Below are 23645 nucleotides of genomic sequence, written 5' to 3' on the forward strand. Positions count from 1 at the left end.
TGAGAATCTCTTTTTCAACCATTGTTAACGTTGCCAAGGGCAATTGGTTGTCAGTCTCAGCACTTCCTCCAAAGGTTGGATATTAGCAATGATGAAGAACTTTAAAATCTCGACGAGGCTGTTTTTTCTCGTCGGTCTTGCCCTCGCGGTGTTCACCGCCGCAGCAGTCTACAAGCTCTATGAATCCCACAATTCGATGGTCACGGAGCGCAAGGCCAAGCTCAAGGCGATGAACGAAACTGTGGTCACCATGTTTGAGTACTACAAGGGTTTGGAGGACTCCGGGCAACTGAGCACCGAAGAAGCCCAGAACCAGGCACTCGCCGCAGTCAGGCCCATGCGCTACGAGGGCAATGGCTACTTCTGGGTCAATGACATGGACAACATCATGCTCATGCATCCTTTCAGCGCAACGCTTGAAAAACAGGATCTCAAGGGTATCGAAGACGCCAACGGCAAGCTGTTCTTCCAGGAGTTCATCGACACGGTGGAAAAGAGCGGCCAGGGATTTGTCGACTACTACTGGAACAAGCCGGGCGAGGAGGAGCCAACCCTCAAGTACTCGCACGTGCAGGGCTATGCGCCGTGGAACTGGGTTGTCGGCACCGGCGTCTATGGCGACGACCTGGCGGCCCTGTTCCGCCAGAATGCCACGACAACCGCAGTCACACTCGGACTCGGCGCCCTGGCAATTCTGCTGTTCGCCTATGCGACGGTCCGCAGCGTGGTCAATCCGATCCGCAGCCTGAATGCCACCATGCAGGCGATTGCCCGCGAGGATGTCAGCAGCGAAGTGCCCGAGGCCGACCGCAAGGACGAGGTCGGCGAGATGGCGTCCTCGGTTCTGGTTCTGCGTGACTCTGTGCGTGAACGCGCCCAGATGCGGGTTCGTGAAGCCGAGCAGCAGCAGCAGCTCGACGCCGAACGCGAGGATGGTATCCGCCGTCAGGAAAACATCAGCCAGTCGCAGTCCGATGTCATGACCAAGCTCGGCGGTGCGCTCGAAAAACTGGCCGCCGGCGACCTGACGGTCCAGATCGACAACATTGCGCCGGAATACGCAAAGCTTCGGGACGACTTCAACCGCGCAGTAAACGCGCTCGGCGACGTCATCACCGCCATCGCCCAGTCGACCGATGTGGTCAACGCCAGCGCCGACGGCATTTCGGAAGCCGCCAACAACCTGTCGCAGCGCACCGAACAGCAGGCCGCCTCGCTCGAGGAAACTGCTGCCGCTCTCGACGAAATCACCTCCACCGTGCGCGGCTCGTCCGAACGTGCGGCGGAAGCCAACCGCATGGTCGGCGAGACCCGCCAGAGCACCGACAAGTCCGGCAAGATCGTTACCGAGGCGATCACCGCCATGACCCGGATCAAGGATGAATCCGACCGCATCGGCAAGATCATCGGCGTGATCGACGAGATCGCCTTCCAGACCAACCTGCTGGCGCTTAACGCCGGCGTCGAAGCTGCCCGTGCAGGCGAGGCAGGCCGCGGTTTTGCGGTTGTCGCCCAGGAAGTCCGCGAACTGGCGCAGCGGTCGGCAACGGCAGCCCAGGAGATCAAGCAGCTGATCTCGAGCTCGGCCAACGAGGTCCAGAACGGCGTGTCGCTTGTTCAGTCAACCGGCGAGGCACTCTCGGAGATCGAGAAGTTCGTCACCCAGGTCAACGAGCAGGTCAACTCGATCGCCACCGCCGCCCGCGAACAGGCCAACGCGCTTGCCGAGGTCAATACCGCGGTCAACCAGATGGACCAGATGACCCAGCAGAACGCGGCAATGGTCGAAGAGACAAGTGCCGCCAGCATGACGCTGACCCAGGAGAGCGCCCAGCTCAACTCGATGTTGCGCAATTTCCGTCTGCCGCAGTCGGGCGGTGGGCAGCAACGCCGGGCACGCGCTGCCTGATACGGATCACCGGTTCACCGGTTTGACACCAGCAAGACCGGCGCCTGCAGTTGATTGCAGGCGCCGGTTTTTTGTTTCTAGCCCCGTCCGAACCACATGCGCCGGAGCGTGGCGTCACGCTTGATGAAGTGATGAAACAAGGCTGCACCGGCATGCAGAACGAACAGCCCGAGCAGTATCTTGGCACCGATGCCGTGCGGCAGACGGGGGGCGAATGTGTTGAAGTCGGGGAGCGCGCCTGGCGCCCCGCCAAAGATGATGTCGCCTGCGCCCGACAGGACGAACAGGCCGAAACCGCTTGCAGCCATGGCCAGAATGACAGCATAGAGCAGGCCATGGACCAGCTTCGCGGTCTTCTCCTGCCATGCCGGGTCGCCTCCGAGCGGTGCGGGGCGGCTGTCGAAGCGCCACCACCAGACCAGTCGTCCGAGCGTGAGCAGCAGAACGGCAATACCCATCGGCGCATGGGCGCTGAGGATGCGTGCCTTGGTGGCCGGATCGGTGCTTTCCTCGGCCAGCGTGCCTGAAACCAGCAGCCCAATGATCAGCAGCGCGGTGATCCAGTGGATGCTGACCGCGACGGAGCCATAGGTGTTGGGAGTGCTTTTCGTGGTCATCGGAGTGTTCCTTCAGTCGGCTGCGAGGTGGTATTGCTGATTGACTTGTCTGACGATGCGGAGGACAGGCGCTTGTTTCTTTGGCGGGAGACTGTCATTGGCATTGCGGGACATGCCCTTGCCAATGGGTTGGTGGATGCTGCGTCTCCGGATTGGGCGGTCGACCTCCAGGGTTTGCAAAGGCTGGTTCCGCCTTGTCGGCTTCGCCACGCCATGATAGTAATTTACATGGAAATATTTACATGGCAACTAAAAAACCGCTGGATCGTCCTCGCTCGCTTGGCCAGGTCTTGAGTTTCGCCACCGGGGCAACGGTGTCGATGTGCCAGGACATGCTGGCCGAGCACGACCTGACGCTGGCGCAATGGGTGATCCTCTCCGCCCTCTGGCGCCAGGATGGCATGCTGATCAGCGAGATTGCCGACTATAGCGGCAACAACGCGCCGGCGGCATCACGCATCATCGACAGGATGGAGGAGGGCGGCCTGGTGAAGCGGGTGCCGTCGCCGGATGACAAGCGCGTGGTGCGGGTCCACGTCACCGAGCGCGGCGACGGCCTGTCACATCTCAGCGATTTCCACGAGCGGGTGAATGCCCGGCTGCTCAAGGGCATTGATGATCGCGATGCGGATCTGCTGTTTGATCTGCTCAGCCGTGTTGACGCCAATGCCCGGTCGCAAGATTGATCGAGGGCGGGAACGCTTTCTTCAGCAACGCGTTCTCACCGGAACGGCTTGACCGGCCTGCTGAATGATAGACCATCCGGCATGACATCACTGCCGAGCCCATCCAGCCCAGGGAATTTGCCCAATGCGCCGTTATGCCTGTCCCAACTGTTCCAACGAGGTGCACTTCCGCAACACCGAATGTGTCAATTGCCATTCACGTCTTGGCTATGTCCCCGAGTGGGACCGGATGTTCTACGCCATGTCCGATGATGCCCGGTGGCACGACGGCGCGACCGCCTACAAGGCCTGTGCCAACCGGCCCGAAATTGCCTGCAACTGGCTGATTGAAGAAACGCAGACCGAAGACCATTGCCTGAGCTGCAGGCACACGCTGGTCATTCCGGATCTGTCCGCACCCGGCAACCGCGATCATTGGGCCGCACTTGAGGAAGCCAAGCGCCGATTGTTCTACTCGATCGAGAAGTTCCAGCTTGGTGTCGGCAACCTCGTCAATCAGCCTGAGACCGCCCTGCGCTTCGAGTTCAAGGCCGACACGCTCACCGCCGACGGCAAGACCAGACGGGTGCTGACCGGCCACGAGCACGGTCTGATTACCATCAATGTCGCAGAAGCCGATGATCCAACCCGGGAAAAGTACCGCAAGGCCATGGGCGAGCCCTACCGCACCCTGATCGGTCATTTTCGCCACGAGGTCGGGCACTATTACTGGGATGACCTCGTGTTCAATTCACCCAGGCTCGAAGCCTATCGCGCCATTTTTGGTGACGAGCGCCAGGATTACGGCGAGGCGCTGAAGCGGCACTACGATCAGGGCGCGCCGGCCGGCTGGGACGCGACCCATGTCAGCTCCTATGCGTGCGCCCACTCATGGGAGGATTTTGCCGAGACCTGGGCGCATTACTTTCACATCGTCGACGGGCTGGAAACCGCGGGCTGGTACGGGCTTGACGGGCACACACCGGATGCCGGGCTCAACCGGACGCCGGGCGGCTGGTCGGATGCCGGCCCCTACGGCGCCCAGGAGTTCCGGCCCCTGATGGACGCATGGGTGCCGCTGACGGTGGCGATGAACGCGATGAACCGCTCGATCGGCCTGGGGGATTTCTATCCCTTCGTGCTCTCGGACACTATTTTCGCCAAGCTCGAGTTCATTCACGACCTGATCCACGACCGCGGCTGACGTCCTTCCGGCAGGCGCGGGCCCCTGTGTAGCAGGTATCCAGTCTGTAACGGGTACCAAGTCGTTGCTGCCAAAGAGCTGGGCAGGAAACAGGCGGCAATGCCTATTCTGCCGCGATGGTCTCGCTTTTGGGGCACTCGATCGGCATCCGCACGCTGACAATGGTGCCCACGCCCTCGACCGACCGGATCTTCATTGCGCCGCCATGCATTTCGGCGAGACTCCGCGAGATCGCCAGCCCCAGACCCGAGCCGCCGTTGGATTTGGAGAACTGGTTCTGCACCTGCTCGAAAGGCTGGCCGATGCGGCTGAGCAGCGCCTTCGGGATGCCGATGCCGGTATCCTCGATGGTCACGGTGACCGCACAGGAGGTCTTGCGCGCCCTGACCATGATCCGCCCGCCGGGTTCGGTGAACTTGACGGCGTTGGACAGCAGGTTGAGCAGGATCTGCTTCATGGCCCGCCGGTCGGCCATCAGCGACAGGTGCTTGGAGATCTTTTGCTCGACCTCGATTCCCTTGTTTTCTGCCTGGATGGCGACCAGCCGCAGCGCTTCATCAAGCAGCGGCGCAAGATCCACATCCTCGCAATCGAGATGCATCTGACCGGCTTCGATCTTGGCCATGTCGAGAATGTCGTTGATCACCGTCAGCAGATGGATGCCGGAATTGTGGATGTCGTCGGCATATTCCGCATATTTGTCAGAGCCCAGCGGTCCGAACATGCGCGCCTGCAGCACTTCGGAGAACCCGATGATGGCATTGAGCGGTGTTCTCAGCTCATGGCTCATATTGGCGAGGAATTCGGACTTGGCCTTGCTGGCTGCTTCCGCGCGCTCGGTTTCGATCTGGTAGTCGCGGTTGAGTTCCGAGAGTTCTTCCGCCTTGCGCTTGAGCTCGGCCTGGGAGGAGGTGAGGTCGCCGATGGTCGCCATCAGCCGCTTTTCGCTGTCGCGCAGCCGCTCCTGGTTGCGCTTGAGCGGCGTGATGTCTGTGCCGACCGAAACCTGGCCGCCGTCGCGTGTTTGCCGTTCGTTGATCTGCAGCCAGCGGCCATCTGCAAGTTGAACCTCGTAGGTCTGCGCCAGCCCCTTGGAGCAGGGGACAGCCAGGCGCCGCTCCACGACCGGGCGGGTGGCTGCTGCCTCGACAACGGAGCGCGGCGTTCCGGGTGAAAGACTGTCCGCCGGCAGTCCGTGGATCTCCTGATAGTGCTTGTTCCACAGCACCAGCCGGTCGTCGCGGTCCCACAGCACGAAGGCTTCCGATGTGCTCTCGATCGCGTCGAACAGCCGTTGGTCGGCCTCCACCGTGCGTTGTTGCAGCCGGTGTTGTTCGGTGACATCCATGGCGATGCCGATAAGGTGGGTCTGCGTCGAGGTCGGATCGACCACCTGGGCTCGGGCCCGCATCCACAGATAGTGACCGTCTGCATGGCGCATGCGGAACAGGTGGTCGACCTGCCGGATGTCGCCGCTCGCCACCATCTGCGCAATCTCGTAGAGGTCACCGTCGTCCGGATGGATCAGATGCGAGGCCTCCCGGAAGGAAATGACGCTGTCGCGGGGAGGCAGGCCGAGGATCTCATACATCGATCGCGACCAGTAGACCCGGCCCCTGGCCATGTCCCAGTCCCACAAGCCGCAGCGTCCGCGTGACAGGGCCATGTCGACCCGCCGGTGGCTTTCCAGATAGATGTCGTCGGCCTCCTGCGCCCGGCCGGCCTGGCTGAAATAGGCGTAGAGAATGACCAGCAGGATCGAGGAAGTTGCGATGAACAGTGTGACGTTGACCGAAACCGACTGCCGCCATGCGCCGTTCATGTCGGAGATCGGCGTGACCGAAAGGATCGCGCCCGCGCCGTCGGGCAGACGCGACATTGCCGCCAGCACCTGTTCCCCGTTCAGTGCGGTTTCCTGCACGCCTGCGCGCTCGCCGAAAAGCCTCAGCGGCGAGGAGTCGGGCAGCAATGCCTCGACCTGCTTGCCCAGCAGGTGATACCCGCCGGCTGTGACCGCAAACACGCGCTCGTTGCCATCGAGAACCAGCAGATAGCGGCCGGCCGTATCGGGCATTGCGCTGATGACCCGGTTGAGGCGCGCTTCGGTTTCCCAGCGAAGGCTCTCCCGCACAGGTTCCAGATCGGCCGACAGCGTCGCGTGCGCGGCCACAAGCGACAGCGCCGTCACCTGCTCGGCGGCATTGCGCAGACGGTCGTGATTGTCGCTTATGTTGATGTAACGGGCCGCCGCGACGACCACGAGAAAAGCCACGATCAAGATCGGGATCAGGTGCTTGAGAAAAGGCTCGGCACCGATCAGCCGCTCATAGGCAGGCTGCGCAAAAAGCTTGGCGTGCCCCGACATTCCCGCTCCCGCCGCGGGCTTTGCGCCGGCCTGGCGGGCATAGTCCGCCCCTTCGGCCGCAGGTACGTGCTGCGCATCCGTCATAAGTATTGTAAATCCCCGTTAGGATCCGGACTTCCGCATCTCCGAATCTGGCCTATATGAATCAAAGGTGATTCGGCTTGTCCAGTGCTAAAAGTAATCTTTTATTAACAAATTGAATTTGTTGAGTTTTTGTAAGATTCGAGTCGGCGCAGATTGGTGCCGGGCAGGGGGCTCTGCCGGCGTTCGGGCAAATCACTTGTGATCATGAGTTGATTTAGCACACGCTCCATCGCGGCTTGGCGGCGATGGAGCGTATGGCTGTGATGACGGGCGCCTCGAGAGGTCAGGCCGCCAGCATGCGATCGACGATGTCACCGACATCCGGTGACAATTCGCCAGCCTCGCGGATCGAGACCAGGGCCTGGCGTGCCAGTTCCTGCCGGCCCGCTTCGAGCGAGCGCCAGGACCGCATGGCCGTCAACAGCCGTGCCGCAAGTTGCGGATTGCGTTTGTCGATGTCGACCACCTCGGCTGCAAGCAAGCGGTAGCCGGCGCCGTCGGCCGCATTGAATCCGGTCGGATTGCCGGCGGAGAACGCGCCGATCAGGGCCCGCATGCGGTTCGGGTTGCTGCGGTCGAAATCATCGCTCTCGAGCAGTTCCTCGACCCGTTCGCGGGTCGGTGCGCCGGGGGTCATGGCCTGGATCGAATACCACTTGTCGAGAACCAGCGGGTCATCGGCAAAGCGTGTCTTGAAGCCCGCCAGCGCTTCCTCGGCTTCACTGGAACCGGGGAACTGGTGCACCAGAACCTGGAGCGCCTGCGACATCACCGTCATGTTGTCGCTGGAGTCATAGGCTGTCTTGGCGCGCGCCGGCTGCCCTTCGGCAAGCGATGCATAGGCCAGCGCGACGCCCGCAAGGGCGCGCTGTCCGGCGTCCGCCGCATCGGGGCTGTAGGCACCTTTCGGTGCGCTGTCGGCAAGCCGCGCAAACACGTCCAGCCCGGCATTGGCAACTTCCGAAAGAACGGCTTCGCGCGCCGTGTGGATCGCCTCCGGATCGATGTTGGAGCCGATCTCCCGGGCAATATCGCTTTCCGCCGGCAAGGCGAGGGCCTGGGCGCGGAAGGCGGGCTCCAGACTGTCGTCTGCGCCGGTGGCAACGAGAATGTCGGCAAGTTCCCTGGCTGGGGGCAGGGTGCGCCCGTCCCGTGCAAGCTTGGAAACGGCCACGAGATGCCGCATGGCCTGCTCGTTGAGCGCCTGCCAGCGCGAAACCCCGTCACCGTCATGCCGGGCGATATGGGCCAGATCGGCGCTGCTTTGTTCCATGGCAATGTTGACCGGCGCCGAGAAGCCGCGGTTGATCGACAGCACCGGACGTCCGGGAACATTGCTGAAGCTGAATGTCTGCTTGCGCTTGGTCAGGTGCATCACGCCGTTTTCGGCGTCGTCCGTGTCGAGCCGGCCGTCGAATTCGGTGCCGTCGGGCAGGATCAGGCCATAGGCCAGCGGAATGTGCATCAGAGCCTTCCGCGACTGCCCCGGCGTGGGTGCCAGCGTCTGCTCGAGCGTCACCTTGAAGGTCTTTGAGGCTTCGTTCCAATCGGTCGATACCGAGACCGAAGGCGTGCCGGCCTGGCTGTACCAGAGCGCGAACTGCTTGAGATCGCGGCCGCTTGCCTCGGCAAAGCAGGCCAGGAAGTCCTCGATCGTCGCGGCATCGCCATCATGCCGTTCGAAATACAGGTCCATGCCCTTGCGGAAATCCTCGGCGCCCAGGATGGTGCGGATCATGCGCACCACCTCTGAGCCTTTTTCATACACGGTCGCCGTGTAGAAATTGTTGATTTCCTTGTAGGATTCAGGACGAACCGGATGCGCGAGCGGGCCGGCGTCCTCGGGGAACTGGTGCGCTTTCAGCAGCCGGATCTCGGCAATGCGCTTGACCGATGCCGAGCGCTGGTCGGCGGAAAACGCATGGTCGCGATAAACCGTCAGGCCTTCCTTCAGGCACAGCTGGAACCAGTCGCGGCAGGTGATGCGGTTGCCGGTCCAGTTGTGGAAGTATTCATGCGCGATGATGGCTTCGATATTGGCGTAATCGGCGTCGGTGGCTGTTTCCGGGTCGGCCAGGACATACTTGTCGTTGAAGACATTGAGCCCCTTGTTCTCCATGGCGCCCATGTTGAAATCGGAAACCGCGACGATCTGGAAGATGTCGAGATCATATTCGCGTCCGAACATCTCCTCGTCCCACTTCATCGAACGCTTGAGCGCATCCATCGCGTAGCCGGCGCGGCCTTCCTTGCCGTGCTCGACATAGATCTTCAATGCCACCTCTTTCCCGCTCATGGTGGTGAAGCTGTCTTCGACCAGGCCGAGATCGCCGCCTACCAATGCGAAAAGATAGGAAGGTTTGGGGTGTGGATCGAACCAGGCGGCGAAATGCCGGCCTTCGTCGTAATTGCCGCCGCCGAGGAAATTGCCGTTCGACAGGAGATGCTTGGCATCTTCCTTGCCGGCGATGATGGTCACCGTGTAGACCGCAAGCACATCCGGGCGGTCATAGAAATAGGTGATGCGACGGAAGCCCTCCGCCTCGCACTGGGTGCAGTAGACGCCGTTGGTCCGGTAAAGTCCCATCAGCTTGGTGTTGGTGGCGGGTGACAAAGTGGTGTTGACGGTCACCTCGAACGGGCCGCTCTCGGGCAGGCCACGAATGGTCAGGCTGTCGGGTGTGGCATCATAGAGCGACGGGTCGTGATCGTTGCCGTCGATCTGAAGGCTGTCGAGCGTCAGTTCGTCTCCGTCAAACACCAGAGGCGCGTCCGCTGCGACGCCTTCGCGGCGATGCAGGATCACCCGGGAGACGACTGTCGTCTCCTTCGGATCAAGCTCGAAGGTCAGATCGATTCGTTCAACCACGAAGTCGGTCGGCTTGTAGTCCTTGAGCTTGTAGACTTGTCCCGTTTCAGTCCGCATATGCTTTATGCCCCGCAGTTTCCCATTATGGGACGGGACGCTATCACAGCGGATCCTGACATCGGGTTAAGATAATCCCGCATCAATCCACTGGAGATCTGGCAGTGAATCGTAATGAAAAAATAAATAATTTGCGTTTGCCGGGTCCCGGTTCGACAGAAAATCCGAGCCTGGCCGTCAGCAATCGTTTCATCTGATCTTCAAGGTGAAAGCATGGTTTTGCCGATACATTGCCGCGGCCCTTTGACAGGCCGGCGGGAGGCTTGATTTGCTCATTTGCGGCCCCTGCGCCGGATATGGAGCTGTGCGGCCGGTCTGCCGAGCGCCGAGCGGCGATCTTATCGGGTTTGTGGTGGCGCTCTCGACATTCCGGCCCGTGGAGCTAATTATAGTCGAGACTCGCGACCGCGATCTTGAAAACCAATCCAGCACCGGGAACAGCCATGAACATCGCGACACCTAAATTCGGCGTGGGCGCATCGGCCTTGCGCAAGGAAGACCGAAAGCTGATCACCGGCGAGGGAGCCTTTACCGATGACGTCCGGGCCGAGGGCGAGTTGCGCGCCTATGTGCTGCGGTCGGCCTATGCGTCCGCCCGGTTCCGGATTAACGATCTTGACGCGGCGCGCGCGGCGGACGGGGTCCATCTGGTGCTCACGGCCGGCGATGTCGGCCATCTCGGGCCGGTTCCAAACCAGGCGACGGTGGCGCAGCCCGACGGGACGCGTCACGCCCAGAAACACATACCGCTGCTGTGCGACGGGGAAGTCCGCCATGTCGGTGACGCGGTGGCCTTCATCGTCGCCGACAGTCTCGCCCAAGCACAGGAAGCCTCCGAACTCATCGATATCAACTGGGAGCTGGGCGAGGCCCAGGCCGGCCTCGCCACGGCGCTTGACGATGGCGCGCCGCTGGTCTGGCCGGATCTTGGCACCAATCAGGCCTATCTCTACCGTATCGGTGATGCTGCCGGCACCGACCAGGCCTTTGTCGACGCCGATCATGTCACCACCATCGATTTTCTCAACAACCGGCTTGTGTCGAACTACATGGAAACCCGGGCGTGCCTTGCCGAATGGGACGATGCCGCCAGGAAGTTCACCCTGACGCTCGGCTCGCAGGGGGTTCATGGCATCCGCAAGACCATTGCCAAGGATATCTTTGGCATGGAACTCGAGGATTTTCGCGTCATCACCCGTGATGTGGGCGGTGGCTTCGGCACCAAGGTGTTCACCTACCGCGAGTATCCGCTGGCGCTGGAAGCCGCGCGTCAGCTCAACCGTCCGGTCAAATGGGTCTCCGACCGCACCGAGCATTTCCTCACCGACGCCCATGGCCGCGACAACAAGGTCACCGCCTCTCTGGCGCTCGACAAGCAGGGCCGGGTGCTTGGACTGAGGATTGACGTGCTTGCCAATATGGGCGCCTATCTGAGCCAGTTTGGACCGTTCATTCCGGTGTTCGGCGCCTCGATGGCAACCGGCGTCTATGACATCCAGAATCTCGATTTCAAGCTGCGCGGCGTCTACACCCACACCACGCCGGTGGACGCCTATCGTGGCGCGGGCCGGCCGGAGGCAGCCTTCCTGATCGAGCGGCTGATGGATGCGGCGGCGCGCGAAATCGGCATGCCGGTCGCAGAGCTGCGCCGCCGGAACTTCATCCGTCCCGAGCAGTTTCCCTACCGGACCCCGGGTGGCCGGACCTATGATGTGGGCGAGTTTGACGGTCACATGACCCGCGCTCTCGAAAAGGCCGGCGCGGCAGAATTCCCTCGACGCGTCGAGGAGGCCAAGTCCCGGGGCAGACTGCGCGGCCTGGGCACCGCTGTCTACATCGAGGCCTGCGCCTTTGCAGGCTCTGAACCGGCGAGGCTGACGCTCGACGCCGACGGCGGCATCACGCTCTATATCGGCACCCAGACCAACGGCCAGGGGCATGCGACCGCCTACAGCCAGTTTGTCGCCGATCAGATCGGCATCGATTTCGACAGGATCACGGTTCGCCAGGGCGATACCGCCGAATTGGCCAAGGGTGGCGGCACCGGCGGCTCGCGCTCGATCCCGCTCGGCGGCGTCTCGGTTTCCGCCGCCTCGAAGGTTCTGGCCGAAAAGATGAAGAAGCTGGCCGCCGATGAACTCGAGGCCGCCGCAGCCGATATCGAACTGGTCGATGGTGCCGCTCGCATCGTCGGCACCGATCGGGTGATCAGCTACGCCGACATGGCAAAGGCCGCCAAGACCGATGATGACCGCACTGGGATCGCCGATGTCGTTCAGGATGAGGCCACCTATCCCAACGGCACCCATGTCTGTGAAATCGAGATCGATCCGGAAACCGGCAAGGTCGAAATCGTCCGCTACACCATCGTTGACGATTTCGGCATGACCGTGAACCCGGTGCTTCTGCTCGGCCAGATTCACGGCGGCGTGGTCCAGGGCGTCGCGCAGTGTCTGAGCGAGGGGGTTGTCTATTCCGAGGATGGCCAGCTGTTGACAGCCAGCCTGATGGATTACGCGGTGCCGCGCGCCGACAACATGCCCTTCTTCGACTTCGAGACACGCAACGTTCCCTCCACCACCAATGCCATGGGCATCAAGGGGGCCGGAGAGGCGGGTACGATCGGCGCCTGTCCGGCGGCCATGAATGCCCTTGTCGATGCGCTTGACCGGGCCCGCGGCGTCCGCCACATCGAGATGCCGGCCACGCCGCAAAGGGTCTGGGAAGCCTTGAACGGCTGAGGCGGCGGTCCGCAAGGGCCACTGTCATGCATTCGCGCCACGCAGCGGCCCATCAGCTTTTTTGATCGGACGCTGACCGCCGCCCGGGTTATGTTCGTCTCCGCACGTCGTTCTGGCGGGCGGAATCAACCTTATCCACCTTAGCGCCAGGGAATATACACCAGGTGACCGAACAGCCGACACCCACGACCCCGCAAGCGGCCCCGGCGCAGCCGCCCGCCGGACAGTCGGGATCGCCGATGATCGGAATTCTGCTCAAGGTTGCCTCGGTTTCGGTGTTTGTCACCATGTCGACCCTGATCAAGGCCTCGGGGGAGGGCATGCCCGCCGGCCAGATCGTGTTCTTCCGCTCGGCTTTCGCCATTGTTCCGATTCTTGTGTTTCTGGCAGTGCGCGGTCAACTCGACACGGCCTGGCGAACGGCCAGTCCCTTGTCGCATTTCCGCCGTGGCCTGGTTGGCGTCACCGCCATGGGGCTGGGGTTTTATGGCATCATGCGGCTGCCGCTGCCCGACGCGATTGCCATCGGCTATGCCATGCCGTTGCTGACCGTGGTCTTTGCTGCCGTCTTTCTGGGCGAGACCGTCCGCATTTTCCGCTGGTCGGCGGTGGCCGTGGGTCTGGGAGGGGTTCTGATCATCAGCTGGCCGAGGCTCAGCCTGTTCGGCGACGGTTTCGGCTCCAGCGAGGCGCTCGGTGTCATGGCGGTGCTTGCCTCGGCCACCCTCGGCGCCACCGCGATGATCCTGGTCCGGAAACTGATCCTGACCGAAAAGACCCCGACAATCGTTCTCTATTTCTCGCTCACCGCCACGGTTCTCTCGCTCGCCACGCTGCCGTTCGGCTGGATTGTGCCGGATTGGCAGACGCTCGGCCTGATGGCGATGGCTGGTTTTTGTGGTGGTCTCGGCCAGATCCTGCTGACCCAGAGCTATCGCCATGCCGATGTGTCGACGATCGCACCGTTCGAATACACCTCGATCGTGCTCGGCATCCTCATCGGCTATTTCATCTTCGGCGATGTTCCGACCTGGACCATGCTTACCGGAACCGCCATCGTCGTTGGTGCAGGGATCTTCGTCATCCTGCGCGAGCATGCGCTCGGCCTCGAGCGCAAGGCCCAGCGCAAGCTGGTCACCCCGCAGGGCTGATATCCCCGGCAGTTAAAGTCTGCCCCGGCTGTTTGTCTCATATCTTTCAGGAAACCGTGGTTTCGGCGTCTTCCTCGGCGCTCTGCTCGCCCCAGGTCGGGTCCGACCGCGGGTCAAGCTCGGCCGATTGCGGCGTAAGGTCGGGCATGGCCGCCATTGGCAGGAAGTCCGAGCGCATCTCCTCTGTCGGCTGCTCGCGGCGGCTGATGCGCCAGGCGGCATGTCCCGAATAGGCTGCAAAGCAGATAGCGATTACCGCGAAAAGGGCGTGCGGCCCGAACGCGTCCATCGCCACACCCGTGACCACCGGCCCCACCATGGTCGCCACGCCATAGGTGATCATCAGACCGCTCGACACCTCAACGAATTCGTCGGGCTGGGCATGGTCATTTGCATGGGCGACATTGAGCGAATAGATCGGAAACAGAACGGTGCCCAGGAACAGCATGCTCGCAAAGAAGATGATCCTGTTGTCGACGCCGAAGCCGATTGTCAGTGCGCAGGCGGCAATGCCGATGAGGCCGGCGACGATCATCACCCGGCGGCGGTCCATGCGGTCCGAAGCGCGGCCCAGCGGATACTGGAAGATCGCTCCGCCGATCATGGCGATGGCGAGCATGGATGCGCCCTCGATGGTCGAAAGACCGAGCTGCGTCGCATAGACAGGCCCGAGGCCGCCCCAGGCACTGGCGATCAGGCCGGCAAGCAGGGTGCCGATCACCGCGGCCGGCGAGCGCCGGTAGAGCGCGGGAACGTCGAATTTGACCTGTGTGAGTGGCGCGGGCGATTGCGCGCTCGACAGCGCGGTCGGCATCACCGCCATCGAGCAGATCAGCGTGCAGACCATGAACAGGCCTGCGCCGAGCGGATCACCGAAGGGCACGATGTACTGCCCGATCATCACCGCAGACATGCTTACAACCATGTAGACCGAAAACAACGCACCGCGGTTTTCGTTGCTGACCTTTTCGTTGAGCCAGCTTTCGATGATCATGTAGGCGCCGGCGATGGAGAAACCGGCCATGGCCCGGGTCAGCACCCAGATGGCCGGATGCACCAGCAGCGAATGCAACAGATAGGACATCGCCATGATCGTCGTCAGGGCGCCGAACACCCGCACGTGACCGACCCTGAGAACCAGTCTGGGGGTGATGATGCAGCTCACCGTGAAGGCGATGGCATAGCCGGTTGCAATCAGCGAAATGGTGAAGGTCGACCAGCCTTCGGCAACCGCCCTGACCGGAATCAGGTAGCCCGACAGGCCCATGGCGGTGAGAAGGAAAAACGTCGAAAGCAGCAATGACGCCACTGACCGGACGGACTGGATCATGGCGGCTCTCCCTGCCAACGGAGCGCGGCCTGCCCAGGGTCCGGTTCAACGGATCATGCAGACCTGATTGCAATTGCGATTCTGAAAACCAGAGTGACATGTGCGCTTGCGACGCCAAGGCCCGATTGCGACGTTATTGAAATATTTCCGCCACGCCATGCCGTTTGGGCAGGATCTCAACCCTTTCCGAGTTCTTCCAGCCGTGCCTGCAGCGACAGGAAATCCGCCCAGGCGAGCCGCTTTTGCGACGGGTTGCGCAGCAGGTAGGCCGGATGCAGGGTCGGCAGGGCAGGGGTCAGTCGGTCGCCGGTCTTGCAATCCATCCAGTTGCCGCGGACCGAGAGGATGCCCTTGTCGGTGTCGAGCAGGGACTTGTTGGCGATGTTGCCGAGCATCACCAGCACCTTCGGCTGCGCCAGAGCGATATGGCGTTCGATGAACGGCCGGCAGAGCTCGATCTCGTGGGCGGCGGGGGTGCGGTTGCCGGGCGGCCGCCAGGGGATCATGTTGGTGATATAGGCGGTGTCGCGGCTCAATCCGATCGCCGCCAGCATGCGGTCGAGCAATTGCCCCGCGCGGCCGACAAACGGCGTTCCCTGAAGATCTTCCTCGCGGCCCGGCGCTTCGCCGATAAACATCACGTCCGCTTCCGGATTGCCATCTGCGAACACCAGCGTCTTGGCGCTGTGGCGCAGATTGCATCCGGTAAAGCCGTCCAGCGCCGCGCGCAGTTCGGCAATCGTGCCGGCACCGGCAGCCAGCGCCCGGGCGTCCTCGAACGCGGCTTCGCCGGGGATCGTCAGCTGCGACGCCTGCCGCGCCGGTGCGACCGCCGGCGGCCGAGTTCGGCGGCTGTCGCCAGGACCGGTCGCCGCCTGAGTGCCGGGGCCAGGTTTTTGGGCGTTTGAAATACCCGGGCCTGCGCCGGCTTGCGGCTGCGGGCGGTTGCGCGCCTTAAGGATCTGCTCCGACTGCTCGAACCTGTCGATGACCATGTCTTCGCTGAGTTCACTCACACCGCTTTCGGCGTAGAAATGCAAAAGCGCCGCAAGCGCATGCGGGTCCAGATCTGTGGCGGAAGCGTTCATGCCCGGGTTTTACCGCAAACCGGGGGGCGGTGAAAGCGGCATGAGCGCAGGCCCCCAAATGAAATCGCCCGGGACAGCGTGTCCCGGGCGATTTTGTAATGCGGTCGGATGACAGCGAAATCAGGCGTTTTCTTCGCCTGCGCCGTCTTCATCGTCAAGGTAGTCCGGATCGTTGGCGGCAGCTTCTGCAGCTTCCGCGGCAGCTTCCTCGTCAACGCCGTAGATCGCGTCGGCCGACGACAGGTCTTCGCCCTTGAGCTGGCGCTCGGCTTCGTCAGCCGAACGGGCGACGTTGAAGGTGACTGTCACGTTGACTTCTGCATGCAGGGCAAGCGGCACGGTGTGCAGACCGATGGTCTTGACCGGGTTGTTCATGTCGACCTGGCTGCGGCCGATGGAGAAGCCGTTGTCGGCCAGAACCTGGATCACGTCGCGGGCAGCAACCGAACCGTAGAGCTGACCGGTTTCGCCGGCGGAACGAACCACCACGAAGGTCTTGCCGTCGAGCTTCTCGGCGATCTGCTCGGCTTCCGACTTGCGCTCGAGGTTGCGGGCTTCAAGCACCGAACGCTCGGCTTCGAAACGGGCCTTGTTGGCGGCATTGGCGCGCAGCGCCTTGCCCTGGGGCAGCAGGAAGTTGCGGGCGTAGCCGTCGCGAACCTTTACGGTTTCGCCCATCTGGCCGAGCTTGGTGATGCGTTCAAGAAGGATGACGTCCATTGTAGTGTCCTTTCGGGGAGTTGTCAGGGTTTTGAGTTGGGACCGGGGCCGGTCGCCGTGAGAGTGCGGGCCGTGTCGAACAGCCCGAGGAACAGGAAAAATGCGAGCGGCACCGTAAAGATGATCGTCGCGAGATAGGCCGCCCACAGCAGCAGCCCGCGCGCCGGCTTGCCGCGGGTGCGGTGATGGGCGATGGCAAAGCCGGCGATGATGAAGCCAGCTCCGAAAGCGCCGCAGATGGTCCAGCCGATCAGGCCGATGCCGCCATCGACGAAGCTCATCGCGCCGCCCGCTGCAAGGGCAATCGCACTGGTGCGCGGCATTCTCAGCTGTGAAGGGATGTCATCCTTGGGGCGTTTCGACCGGCCCGACATGCGTACGATGGCCGAGGCGACATACCAGCCTGCAAGCAGGATCGTGACCCACATCGCAGCCTGGATCGCTGGCAGCGCATAGAGGAAGAACTGCTTCATTTCGGCAATGCCCTCGGGGCTTGGCGAATAGGCAGCGTTGCTTTCCTGGATGGTGGCAACAAAGATCTCGACCAACTGGCCGACGAATTCGGTGCCGTAGCCCATGGCAACGCCGACGGCGATGAGGCCGATGCACACGCAAAGGGCAATGCGCACGAAGATTTCGGGCAGCGGATACCAGATGACGGCGCCTTCAGGCCCGCCGATTTCCTCGGCTGGACGCGCCAGGTTCGAAAGATGCGCAATCCATGCAGCGGGCGCCAGCGTGGTAACGGCGGAGACGAGCGCGGCTTGCGGCGTGGTGGCAATGCCGATCACGGCCATAGCGCTCAAAACCGCGACGATCGAGGCGAGATTGGACCAGCCGAGACCGGCGATCAGCACCGGCAGCGCTGCCGCGGCAAACAGAATGAAGGAGAGGCTGGAAGGCGAGCCGGCGCTGACAAGCAGAAACGCGGCGGAAACGCCGGCGAGCAGGCCCACGAGGAGCGATGTGCTTTGCTGTGTCATCTTTCGCTGTCCTGCTTCAAGCAGTTAGAGGCATGCTGCCCCAACCCGGGATTTGGCGGCCCAGACCCCGCGCCCGTCGCGGGATGGGAAATGGATCCGGCGCGAAAACGCCGGATCCGCTGTCATACTACTTCAGCACGTAAGGCAGAAGGCCGAGGAAACGCGCGCGCTTGATCGCCTTGGCGAGTTCGCGCTGCTTCTTCTGGCTCACAGCCGTGATGCGCGAAGGAACGATCTTGCCGCGCTCGGAAATGTAGCGCTGCAGCAGGCGAACGTCCTTGTAATCGATCTTCGGCGCATTCGCACCCGAGAACGGGCAGGTCTTGCGGCGGCGATGGAACGGACGGCGCGTCGGGATCTGATTGATATCAACCATGTTCTAAACTCCTATTCGCGGTCTTCGCGCGGACGGCGCGGGCCACGGTCGCCGCGGTCGCCACGATCACCGCGGTCGCCACGGTCACGATCGCCACCACGCGGACGGTCATCACGGTCGCGCTTCTGAAGCATGGCCGACGGGCCTTCTTCATGGGCTTCAACCGAGACGGTCATGAAGCGAAGAATGTCTTCGTTGAAGCGCATCTGGCGCTCCATTTCCTTCACGGCAGGTGCCGGAGCATCAATGTCCATCAGCGCGTAATGCGCCTTGCGGTTCTTGTTGATGCGGTAGGTGAGGGACTTCAGGCCCCAGTGCTCAATGCGCCCGACTTTGCCGCCATTAGCTTCGATCACGCCCTTGTACTGTTCTACGAGGGCTTCGACCTGCTGGCTGGAGACATCCTGCCGGGCAAGGAATACATGTTCATAAAGAGCCATGATTGACTTGCCTTTCTTGCTTTAACATCACCCGGATCCGGCGCTAAGCCCCAGCGACTTGTCCTGGCGGCGTTAAGCCGGGCAAGAAAGACGTAGGTCGAGACGGTCGTGAGCGGAGACACGGGAGGCCGGAGCGCTGTTGCCCCTAGGATCCTTTCGGATCGCACCCTCCGTTCAGCCACCAGCCAGATGACCGGGTGTCGAACAGCCGCGCTTATACGCGGTTTTCAACGCATTGCAAGGTCAAAACCACATGCTGTTGAAGGGTTGCGGGCGGCGAGGAGTTTCGCCGGACACCCGCAGGCCAATCCGGTCCCGCGCAGCCCACCTTTCAGAGGGATTCCCCGCCCGCCTCGTGACAGCTCCTCATTGACCGTTTCGGGCCTGCTCGAGGGGCAGCGGGTCCGCCGGCGATCAATAAATCATGGAAAGTTATAAATTAGAAAAATTGTAACTATCTATTTAACCCGGGCTTAGATCGCGGCTGCTAGATCTTGCACATCAAAACTTGCAGCCGCTATGGCCGGCCTAAGGAAAGGTTATGCAATGATCAAGACAATCCGCTCAATCCTTTTTGCATGCGCCGCCCTGCTTGCCGCCGGCGCCCTGCCGGCCGCAGCTGGAAACGTTATCCTCACCATCGAGGGCGACATCGCCGGCGGCGCGCCCGTCGACATGACCCTCGAGGACATCGAGGCGCTGGGAGCGGCGACCATCGTCACGAAAACACCGTGGCATGAGAACGCGGTCACTTTCGAAGGGGTACCCCTATCGGCGCTGCTTGAGAAGGCCGGGGCAACAGGAACCATTCTCTCGGTTCTCGCGCTCAACAATTACCGCTCGGAAATGCCGGTTTCCGACATCTCCGAGCACGGCGTCATTCTCGCCTACAAGCAGGATGGGGCCTACATGCCGGTGAGCGACAAGGGACCGCTGTTCATCGTCTACCCGTTTGACGCTGATCCCGCTCTCAAAGACGAGGTCTACTACGCCCGTTCTGCCTGGCAGGTGCGGTCCATCACGGTCGAAGACTGATAGATCCGTCGGGAGACAAGTAGCATGGCGCGACTGTCCAAAAACATCTTCAACCTGCTGGCAGTCGCGCTCGCCATCGCCTTCCTTGCGATCTATGTCGTCCACTCCAATGTGGTCAGCGACACCGACAACGCTCTCGACCGGTCCTCGCGCTATGACGTGGCCTGGGTCGGGGCCGCCGGTCGCCTTGAATCGCTCCATCTGCAGAATGCGCTTTCCAACTTCATAATATCGTCAGACAGCGCGGACGCCTCGCAAGTCGTCCTGTTCGCCGACATATTGACCAGCCGCTTCAAGGTCTTCGAGGCCCCTGCTTTCCAGTCATTTCTTGACCGCAAGGAGCGGCGGCGGCCGCTTCTCGAAAAGGCACGGGGCCGCTTCGCCGCCATTGTGACCGACCTGAAATCGATCGAGACGCTGCCGACCGCAGCACGCGAAAACCTCAAGCTGGAACTTGAGAAGGTCAATGCGGCGGTCGACCGGATCGGAGCGGAGGCACAGATGGACTCGGTCAATGAAGTGGCCGAAATCCGCAAGGAACTGAAAAAGAAGCAGTATCTGCAAAAATGGATCGCAACCGGCCTGTTCGGCTCCATCGCCCTGCTGCTTGTCATCGCCGCCGTCCAGAACCGCTACCTGCGTGTGGCCAACCGCAAGGCGGTGCGGAACGCGGACGAGTTTTCCTATCTTGCCCATCACGACAACCTGACCGGTCTGCCCAACCGGATGGCCTTCAACAAGGCGTTTTCAGCATCCGTCGCCCGATTCAAGGATGGTGTCAGTGACGGCCTGGCAGTTCTGGCCTTCGATCTCGATGGCTTCAAGGCCGTCAACGACCGGCTTGGCCACGCTACCGGCGACGCGCTGCTCCGGCAGGTTGCCGACCGCATGTCCCACACCTGTTCCGGTTTTCCCAACGCGATCCTGTCAGCCCGCATCGGCGGTGACGAGTTTGTCGCGATGCTGGATACTGCCCTGGGCGAGGAAGCGGTTCTCCGGCAGGCCGAGCAACTGCGTGCGGTCTTGTCTGCCCACTACATGATTGATGGCGCTGCAGTGATTGTCGGTGCATCGGTCGGTGTGGCCATCAGCAAGCCGGATCGCGATCCCGCCAGCCTCCTCATCGATGCCGACATTGCCCTGTCCCAGGCAAAGAGCTCCGGCAAGGACCGGGCGCTGTTGTTCGATCCTGCCATGCATGACCTGTTCCTCAGGCGGGCGCTGATCCAGGCAGAGCTTGCCTGCGCCATCGACAACGACCAGATCACGCCCCATTACCAGATCAAGGTCGACGTCCGCACAGGGCGCGTGACCGGTGCCGAAGTGCTGGCGCGCTGGACCCATCCGACCCTCGGCCCGATATCGCCGGGCGAATTCACCAAGATCGCCGAACAGTCCGGCCTGATCGTGCCGCTCGGACGCAAGATTCTTGAGAAGGCTTGCCGCGATGCGCTTCATTTTCCCGCCGGCATGGGCATTGCTGTCAATCTCTCTGTGGTTCAGTTCGTTCGCGGCGACCTGGTTCAGACCGTTCGGGACGTGCTGGCGGACACAGGCTTCCCGGCCGATCGGCTGACCCTTGAAGTCACCGAATCGCTGATGATCACGGAGGAGGGCCGCGCAGTCGAGATCCTGTCGCAGTTCCGGAAGATGGGCATCGCCATCGCGCTTGATGATTTCGGTACCGGTTATTCCGCGCTGAGCTATCTGCGGCAGTTCGAGTGGGACGAGTTGAAGATCGACCGCTCCTTCGTCATGGAAATCGAGGAAGACAGCCGGGCCGGATCGATCGTTGGATCGATCGTTTCCATGGCGCATCAGCTGGGCATCAAGGTGACTGCGGAAGGCGCGGAAACCTGCGGCCAGGTCACGATGTTGCGGAAGGCCGGTTGCGACACCATCCAGGGCTACCATTTCGGCAGGCCTGTGCCGTTCTCGGATTTTCCAGCCGCCATGCTGCAGGCCGTCGCCGCGAGCGCGAAGCTCAAGGTAATGGAAGACGCCGCCGACTCCGCGGTGGCTTGAACCGGACGCAAGACAACGGCGCGCAGGAGCGGTCGGTCGGGCCATGATTCCGGCACGTGTCTGTTGACGTCAGGCAAGGCGTACCCCACTTGTTCGGCTCACAACGACCGGAGACGGACATGACCACCCCAACTGCCATCAGAACCGATTTCACCCGCACCGAAATCGTCGACACCGCGGCCATGGACTGGATCGCCTCACCCTCGGGCGGGGTTGACCGCAAGCCGCTCGATCGCATCGGCGGCGAAGTGGCGCGGGCGACAAGTCTGGTGCGCTATGCGCCGGGCTCGGATTTCCCCAGCCACACCCACAATGGCGGTGAGGAATTCCTCGTTGTTGAAGGCATTTTCTCGGACCAGCATGGCGATTACGGTCCCGGCACCTATGTCCGCAACCCGGTCGGCACCAGTCATGCGCCGGGCAGCCGCGATGGCTGCACCATTCTGGTCAAGCTCTGGCAATTCGAGGAAGGCGATACCGCTCCGGTGGTGATCGACACCGCATCGGCGGAATGGCAGGCGGTCGGACAGGGCATCGAGCGGCTGCACCTGCACCGTTACAAGTCTGAAAAGGTGGCGATGCTGCGCTTTTCCGATGGCGGCAGCCTGCGCCTTCCGGAGGAAAGCGGCGGCGTCGAACTCTACCTGCTTGACGGCCGGCTGCAGGTCGAAGGGCAAAGTCTGTCGAAAGGCGGCTGGGCCCGGCTTCCGGCAGGGATGGCGGTCACGCTGTCGGCGCCCGGCACAGCCACCCTCTACATCAAGACCGGGCACCTCGACAGACCGGTAACAGGTCCCGATGCCTGACCCGGGCCGGTCTGGATGTCACCGTCTGGCATCCTCAAACGGAGCCCGGCTGCCAGTGGCGATGGATGAAATCATTGACCTCGCCAAAGGACTGCGCCGCTGCCTCCGAAGACAGCCGCTCCAAATGATGGCGCGGTGAATCCCAGTAGTTGATCCGGACTTCGCATCCGTGCTTCTGGCCGTTTTCCGCCATCCGGATTGCGTCGTCGAAATGCAGGTCATTCTCGCTGGTGTGGATCAGGATCGGCGGCCATCCGGACTGATCGGCAAATACCGGCGAGGCAAGCGGCGATGTGACCGGCTCATCCTGCAGGTAAAGCCGTGCGCAGAACGCCGCGGTCTCCATCCTGAATGGAGACTGCGAGGACATCGAGCGGGTGATATAGGACCAGCCGCTCAGGCTGAGATCGCACCAGGGCGAAAACAGCACAATGCCGGCCGGCAGATCAATGCCGTCTTCGGCAAGCATTTGCAGGGCACCCAGGATGATCGAGGCGCCTGCCGTGTCAGCCGCGAGAAACACGTTCTCCGCCCGGTGACCGTTTTCGAGAAGGTCCAGATAGCGGGCGGCGAAATCCAGTGGCGCTGCCGGAAACGGATGCTCCGGCGCAAGCCTGTGCGACACCATCAGGATCTCGCAATTGACGGCTTCGGAGAGCCGCTGGACCATAGTCTTCTGCTTTCGTGATGGCGGCATGATGAAGCCGCCCCCCGCGACGTAGAGAATGACGGGCCGATTGCTCGATGATTGCCTCAGATGAGCGGCATGATCCTTCGGCTGGTCAGCCTGATTGCCGCCGCGCGCTGTCATTCCGCGCGGCATGAAGCTTGGCAGGGTCTCGAGCGCGCCACTTTCATAGCCGCCACGCATCTCGGCGATATGCAGTTCCGCTGCCTCAAGGCTGCCAGCCTGCCTGAGCGCGAATTTCAGTCTCGATATCAGAACTCTTTCGATCACCCGGTTTTCGACACGGGCCATGACCTGTTCCAGGCCACGCCGCAGCGGGCCGGTCTCGATGCTGAAACGGCGGGCAAGGTCGGATGCTTCCAGCATTGCCAGTCTTGGACCGGTAAGGCTGTTCAGTATATCGGCATTGGCTGTCATCTGTGTTTGTGACATTCTGTCGACCGTATCATGTCCGGTGGATCAATGCGCCTGCGAACTGTTTCGAGTACCCTA

18 protein-coding genes are annotated in these 23645 nt (G+C 62.1%); 8 read left to right on the forward strand and 10 right to left on the reverse strand.

The window, feature by feature from the left end; all coding sequences use genetic code 11:
* Window positions 1–91 precede the first annotated feature (91 nt).
* The gene (locus tag GTW23_RS17270; RefSeq protein ID WP_152011557.1) at window positions 92–1909 is read left to right on the forward strand and encodes a methyl-accepting chemotaxis protein; all 1818 of its coding nucleotides are present in this window, start codon (window positions 92–94) and stop codon (window positions 1907–1909) included.
* Between the two features lie 77 nt (window positions 1910–1986).
* On the opposite strand, the gene GTW23_RS17275 is transcribed toward GTW23_RS17270, so the two are convergent.
* The gene (locus GTW23_RS17275) at window positions 1987–2526 is read right to left on the reverse strand and encodes a cytochrome b (protein WP_252916691.1); all 540 of its coding nucleotides are present in this window, start codon (window positions 2524–2526) and stop codon (window positions 1987–1989) included.
* 242 nt (window positions 2527–2768) lie between these two features.
* Between GTW23_RS17275 and GTW23_RS17280 the strand changes: the two genes are divergently transcribed.
* Together GTW23_RS17280 and GTW23_RS17285 are read left to right on the forward strand one after the other, a co-directional pair.
* The gene (locus tag GTW23_RS17280) at window positions 2769–3212 is read left to right on the forward strand and encodes a MarR family winged helix-turn-helix transcriptional regulator (RefSeq protein WP_152009312.1); all 444 of its coding nucleotides are present in this window, start codon (window positions 2769–2771) and stop codon (window positions 3210–3212) included.
* A 124-nt stretch (window positions 3213–3336) separates the two neighbouring features.
* Window positions 3337–4395: a zinc-binding metallopeptidase family protein gene (locus tag GTW23_RS17285; RefSeq protein WP_252916692.1), complete on the forward strand. Its 1059-nt coding sequence runs from the start codon at window positions 3337–3339 to the stop codon at window positions 4393–4395.
* Window positions 4396–4498: 103 nt separating this feature from the next.
* On the opposite strand, the gene GTW23_RS17290 is transcribed toward GTW23_RS17285, so the two are convergent.
* Entirely contained in the window at window positions 4499–6844 is a 2346-nt protein-coding gene (locus tag GTW23_RS17290; RefSeq protein ID WP_252916693.1) for a PAS domain-containing sensor histidine kinase, read from the reverse strand.
* Between the two features lie 283 nt (window positions 6845–7127).
* The gene (gene pepN / locus GTW23_RS17295) at window positions 7128–9770 is read right to left on the reverse strand and encodes an aminopeptidase N (protein ID WP_252916694.1); all 2643 of its coding nucleotides are present in this window, start codon (window positions 9768–9770) and stop codon (window positions 7128–7130) included.
* Between the two features lie 443 nt (window positions 9771–10213).
* Here pepN and GTW23_RS17300 point away from each other — a divergent pair, with 443 nt between their 5' ends.
* Together GTW23_RS17300 and GTW23_RS17305 are read left to right on the forward strand one after the other, a co-directional pair.
* A complete protein-coding gene (locus GTW23_RS17300) occupies window positions 10214–12511 on the forward strand; it encodes a xanthine dehydrogenase family protein molybdopterin-binding subunit (RefSeq protein ID WP_252916695.1) in 2298 nt (765 codons plus the stop codon).
* A 239-nt stretch (window positions 12512–12750) separates the two neighbouring features.
* The gene (locus GTW23_RS17305) at window positions 12751–13662 is read left to right on the forward strand and encodes a DMT family transporter (RefSeq protein WP_252916696.1); all 912 of its coding nucleotides are present in this window, start codon (window positions 12751–12753) and stop codon (window positions 13660–13662) included.
* 46 nt (window positions 13663–13708) lie between these two features.
* Here the strand turns inward: GTW23_RS17305 and GTW23_RS17310 are convergent, their stop codons facing one another.
* The 6 genes from GTW23_RS17310 to rpsF form a co-directional block, all read right to left on the reverse strand.
* Window positions 13709–14992, reverse strand: a complete 1284-nt coding sequence (locus tag GTW23_RS17310; RefSeq protein WP_252916697.1) for an MFS transporter — start codon at window positions 14990–14992, stop codon at window positions 13709–13711.
* 176 nt (window positions 14993–15168) lie between these two features.
* The gene (locus GTW23_RS17315; protein WP_252916698.1) at window positions 15169–16080 is read right to left on the reverse strand and encodes a uracil-DNA glycosylase; all 912 of its coding nucleotides are present in this window, start codon (window positions 16078–16080) and stop codon (window positions 15169–15171) included.
* 120 nt (window positions 16081–16200) lie between these two features.
* The gene (gene rplI / locus GTW23_RS17320) at window positions 16201–16800 is read right to left on the reverse strand and encodes a 50S ribosomal protein L9 (protein ID WP_152009302.1); all 600 of its coding nucleotides are present in this window, start codon (window positions 16798–16800) and stop codon (window positions 16201–16203) included.
* Between the two features lie 23 nt (window positions 16801–16823).
* Window positions 16824–17783 carry a DUF2232 domain-containing protein gene (locus GTW23_RS17325; RefSeq protein ID WP_252916699.1) on the reverse strand — a complete coding sequence of 320 codons (960 nt, stop codon included), beginning with the start codon at window positions 17781–17783 and terminating at the stop codon, window positions 16824–16826.
* A 127-nt stretch (window positions 17784–17910) separates the two neighbouring features.
* Entirely contained in the window at window positions 17911–18159 is a 249-nt protein-coding gene (rpsR, locus tag GTW23_RS17330) for a 30S ribosomal protein S18 (RefSeq protein ID WP_007196805.1), read from the reverse strand.
* Window positions 18160–18170: 11 nt separating this feature from the next.
* Window positions 18171–18599: a 30S ribosomal protein S6 gene (gene rpsF, locus GTW23_RS17335; protein ID WP_152009300.1), complete on the reverse strand. Its 429-nt coding sequence runs from the start codon at window positions 18597–18599 to the stop codon at window positions 18171–18173.
* Between the two features lie 546 nt (window positions 18600–19145).
* Here rpsF and GTW23_RS17340 point away from each other — a divergent pair.
* The 3 genes from GTW23_RS17340 to GTW23_RS17350 all read left to right on the forward strand — a co-directional run bounded on the left by GTW23_RS17340 (window position 19146) and on the right by GTW23_RS17350 (window position 22465).
* Window positions 19146–19634 carry a putative pterin-binding protein gene (locus GTW23_RS17340; protein WP_252916700.1) on the forward strand — a complete coding sequence of 163 codons (489 nt, stop codon included), beginning with the start codon at window positions 19146–19148 and terminating at the stop codon, window positions 19632–19634.
* A gap of 24 nt (window positions 19635–19658) precedes the next feature.
* Entirely contained in the window at window positions 19659–21659 is a 2001-nt protein-coding gene (locus GTW23_RS17345; RefSeq protein ID WP_252916701.1) for a putative bifunctional diguanylate cyclase/phosphodiesterase, read from the forward strand.
* 119 nt (window positions 21660–21778) lie between these two features.
* Window positions 21779–22465 (forward strand): cupin domain-containing protein, encoded by a 687-nt coding sequence (locus GTW23_RS17350; protein WP_252916702.1) that lies wholly within the window; start codon window positions 21779–21781, stop codon window positions 22463–22465.
* Window positions 22466–22499: 34 nt separating this feature from the next.
* Here the strand turns inward: GTW23_RS17350 and GTW23_RS17355 are convergent, their stop codons facing one another.
* Complete coding sequence (locus tag GTW23_RS17355) at window positions 22500–23585, reverse strand: alpha/beta hydrolase fold domain-containing protein (RefSeq protein ID WP_252916703.1); 1086 nt, start codon at window positions 23583–23585, stop codon at window positions 22500–22502.
* Window positions 23586–23645 lie beyond the last annotated feature (60 nt).

This window comes from Parahoeflea alexandrii (assembly GCF_024105735.1).
Lineage (GTDB): Bacteria > Pseudomonadota > Alphaproteobacteria > Rhizobiales > Rhizobiaceae > Hoeflea > Hoeflea alexandrii.

Bases quoted from the DNA above. Each gene is read 5' to 3' on its own strand.
- GTW23_RS17285 (WP_252916692.1), top strand. From the start codon at position 3,337: ATGCGCCGTTATGCCTGTCCCAACTGTTCCAACGAGGTGCACTTCCGC.
- GTW23_RS17315 (WP_252916698.1), bottom strand. From the start codon at position 16,080: ATGAACGCTTCCGCCACAGATCTGGACCCGCATGCGCTTGCGGCGCTT.
- rpsR (WP_007196805.1), bottom strand. From the start codon at position 18,159: ATGGTTGATATCAATCAGATCCCGACGCGCCGTCCGTTCCATCGCCGC.
- rplI (WP_152009302.1), bottom strand. From the start codon at position 16,800: ATGGACGTCATCCTTCTTGAACGCATCACCAAGCTCGGCCAGATGGGC.
- GTW23_RS17300 (WP_252916695.1), top strand. From the start codon at position 10,214: ATGAACATCGCGACACCTAAATTCGGCGTGGGCGCATCGGCCTTGCGC.
- GTW23_RS17305 (WP_252916696.1), top strand. From the start codon at position 12,751: ATGATCGGAATTCTGCTCAAGGTTGCCTCGGTTTCGGTGTTTGTCACC.
- GTW23_RS17310 (WP_252916697.1), bottom strand. From the start codon at position 14,992: ATGATCCAGTCCGTCCGGTCAGTGGCGTCATTGCTGCTTTCGACGTTT.
- GTW23_RS17325 (WP_252916699.1), bottom strand. From the start codon at position 17,783: ATGACACAGCAAAGCACATCGCTCCTCGTGGGCCTGCTCGCCGGCGTT.
- GTW23_RS17350 (WP_252916702.1), top strand. From the start codon at position 21,779: ATGACCACCCCAACTGCCATCAGAACCGATTTCACCCGCACCGAAATC.
- GTW23_RS17340 (WP_252916700.1), top strand. From the start codon at position 19,146: ATGATCAAGACAATCCGCTCAATCCTTTTTGCATGCGCCGCCCTGCTT.
- GTW23_RS17355 (WP_252916703.1), bottom strand. From the start codon at position 23,585: ATGTCACAAACACAGATGACAGCCAATGCCGATATACTGAACAGCCTT.
- GTW23_RS17290 (WP_252916693.1), bottom strand. From the start codon at position 6,844: ATGACGGATGCGCAGCACGTACCTGCGGCCGAAGGGGCGGACTATGCC.
- GTW23_RS17280 (WP_152009312.1), top strand. From the start codon at position 2,769: ATGGCAACTAAAAAACCGCTGGATCGTCCTCGCTCGCTTGGCCAGGTC.
- pepN (WP_252916694.1), bottom strand. From the start codon at position 9,770: ATGCGGACTGAAACGGGACAAGTCTACAAGCTCAAGGACTACAAGCCG.
- GTW23_RS17345 (WP_252916701.1), top strand. From the start codon at position 19,659: ATGGCGCGACTGTCCAAAAACATCTTCAACCTGCTGGCAGTCGCGCTC.
- GTW23_RS17270 (WP_152011557.1), top strand. From the start codon at position 92: ATGAAGAACTTTAAAATCTCGACGAGGCTGTTTTTTCTCGTCGGTCTT.
- GTW23_RS17275 (WP_252916691.1), bottom strand. From the start codon at position 2,526: ATGACCACGAAAAGCACTCCCAACACCTATGGCTCCGTCGCGGTCAGC.
- rpsF (WP_152009300.1), bottom strand. From the start codon at position 18,599: ATGGCTCTTTATGAACATGTATTCCTTGCCCGGCAGGATGTCTCCAGC.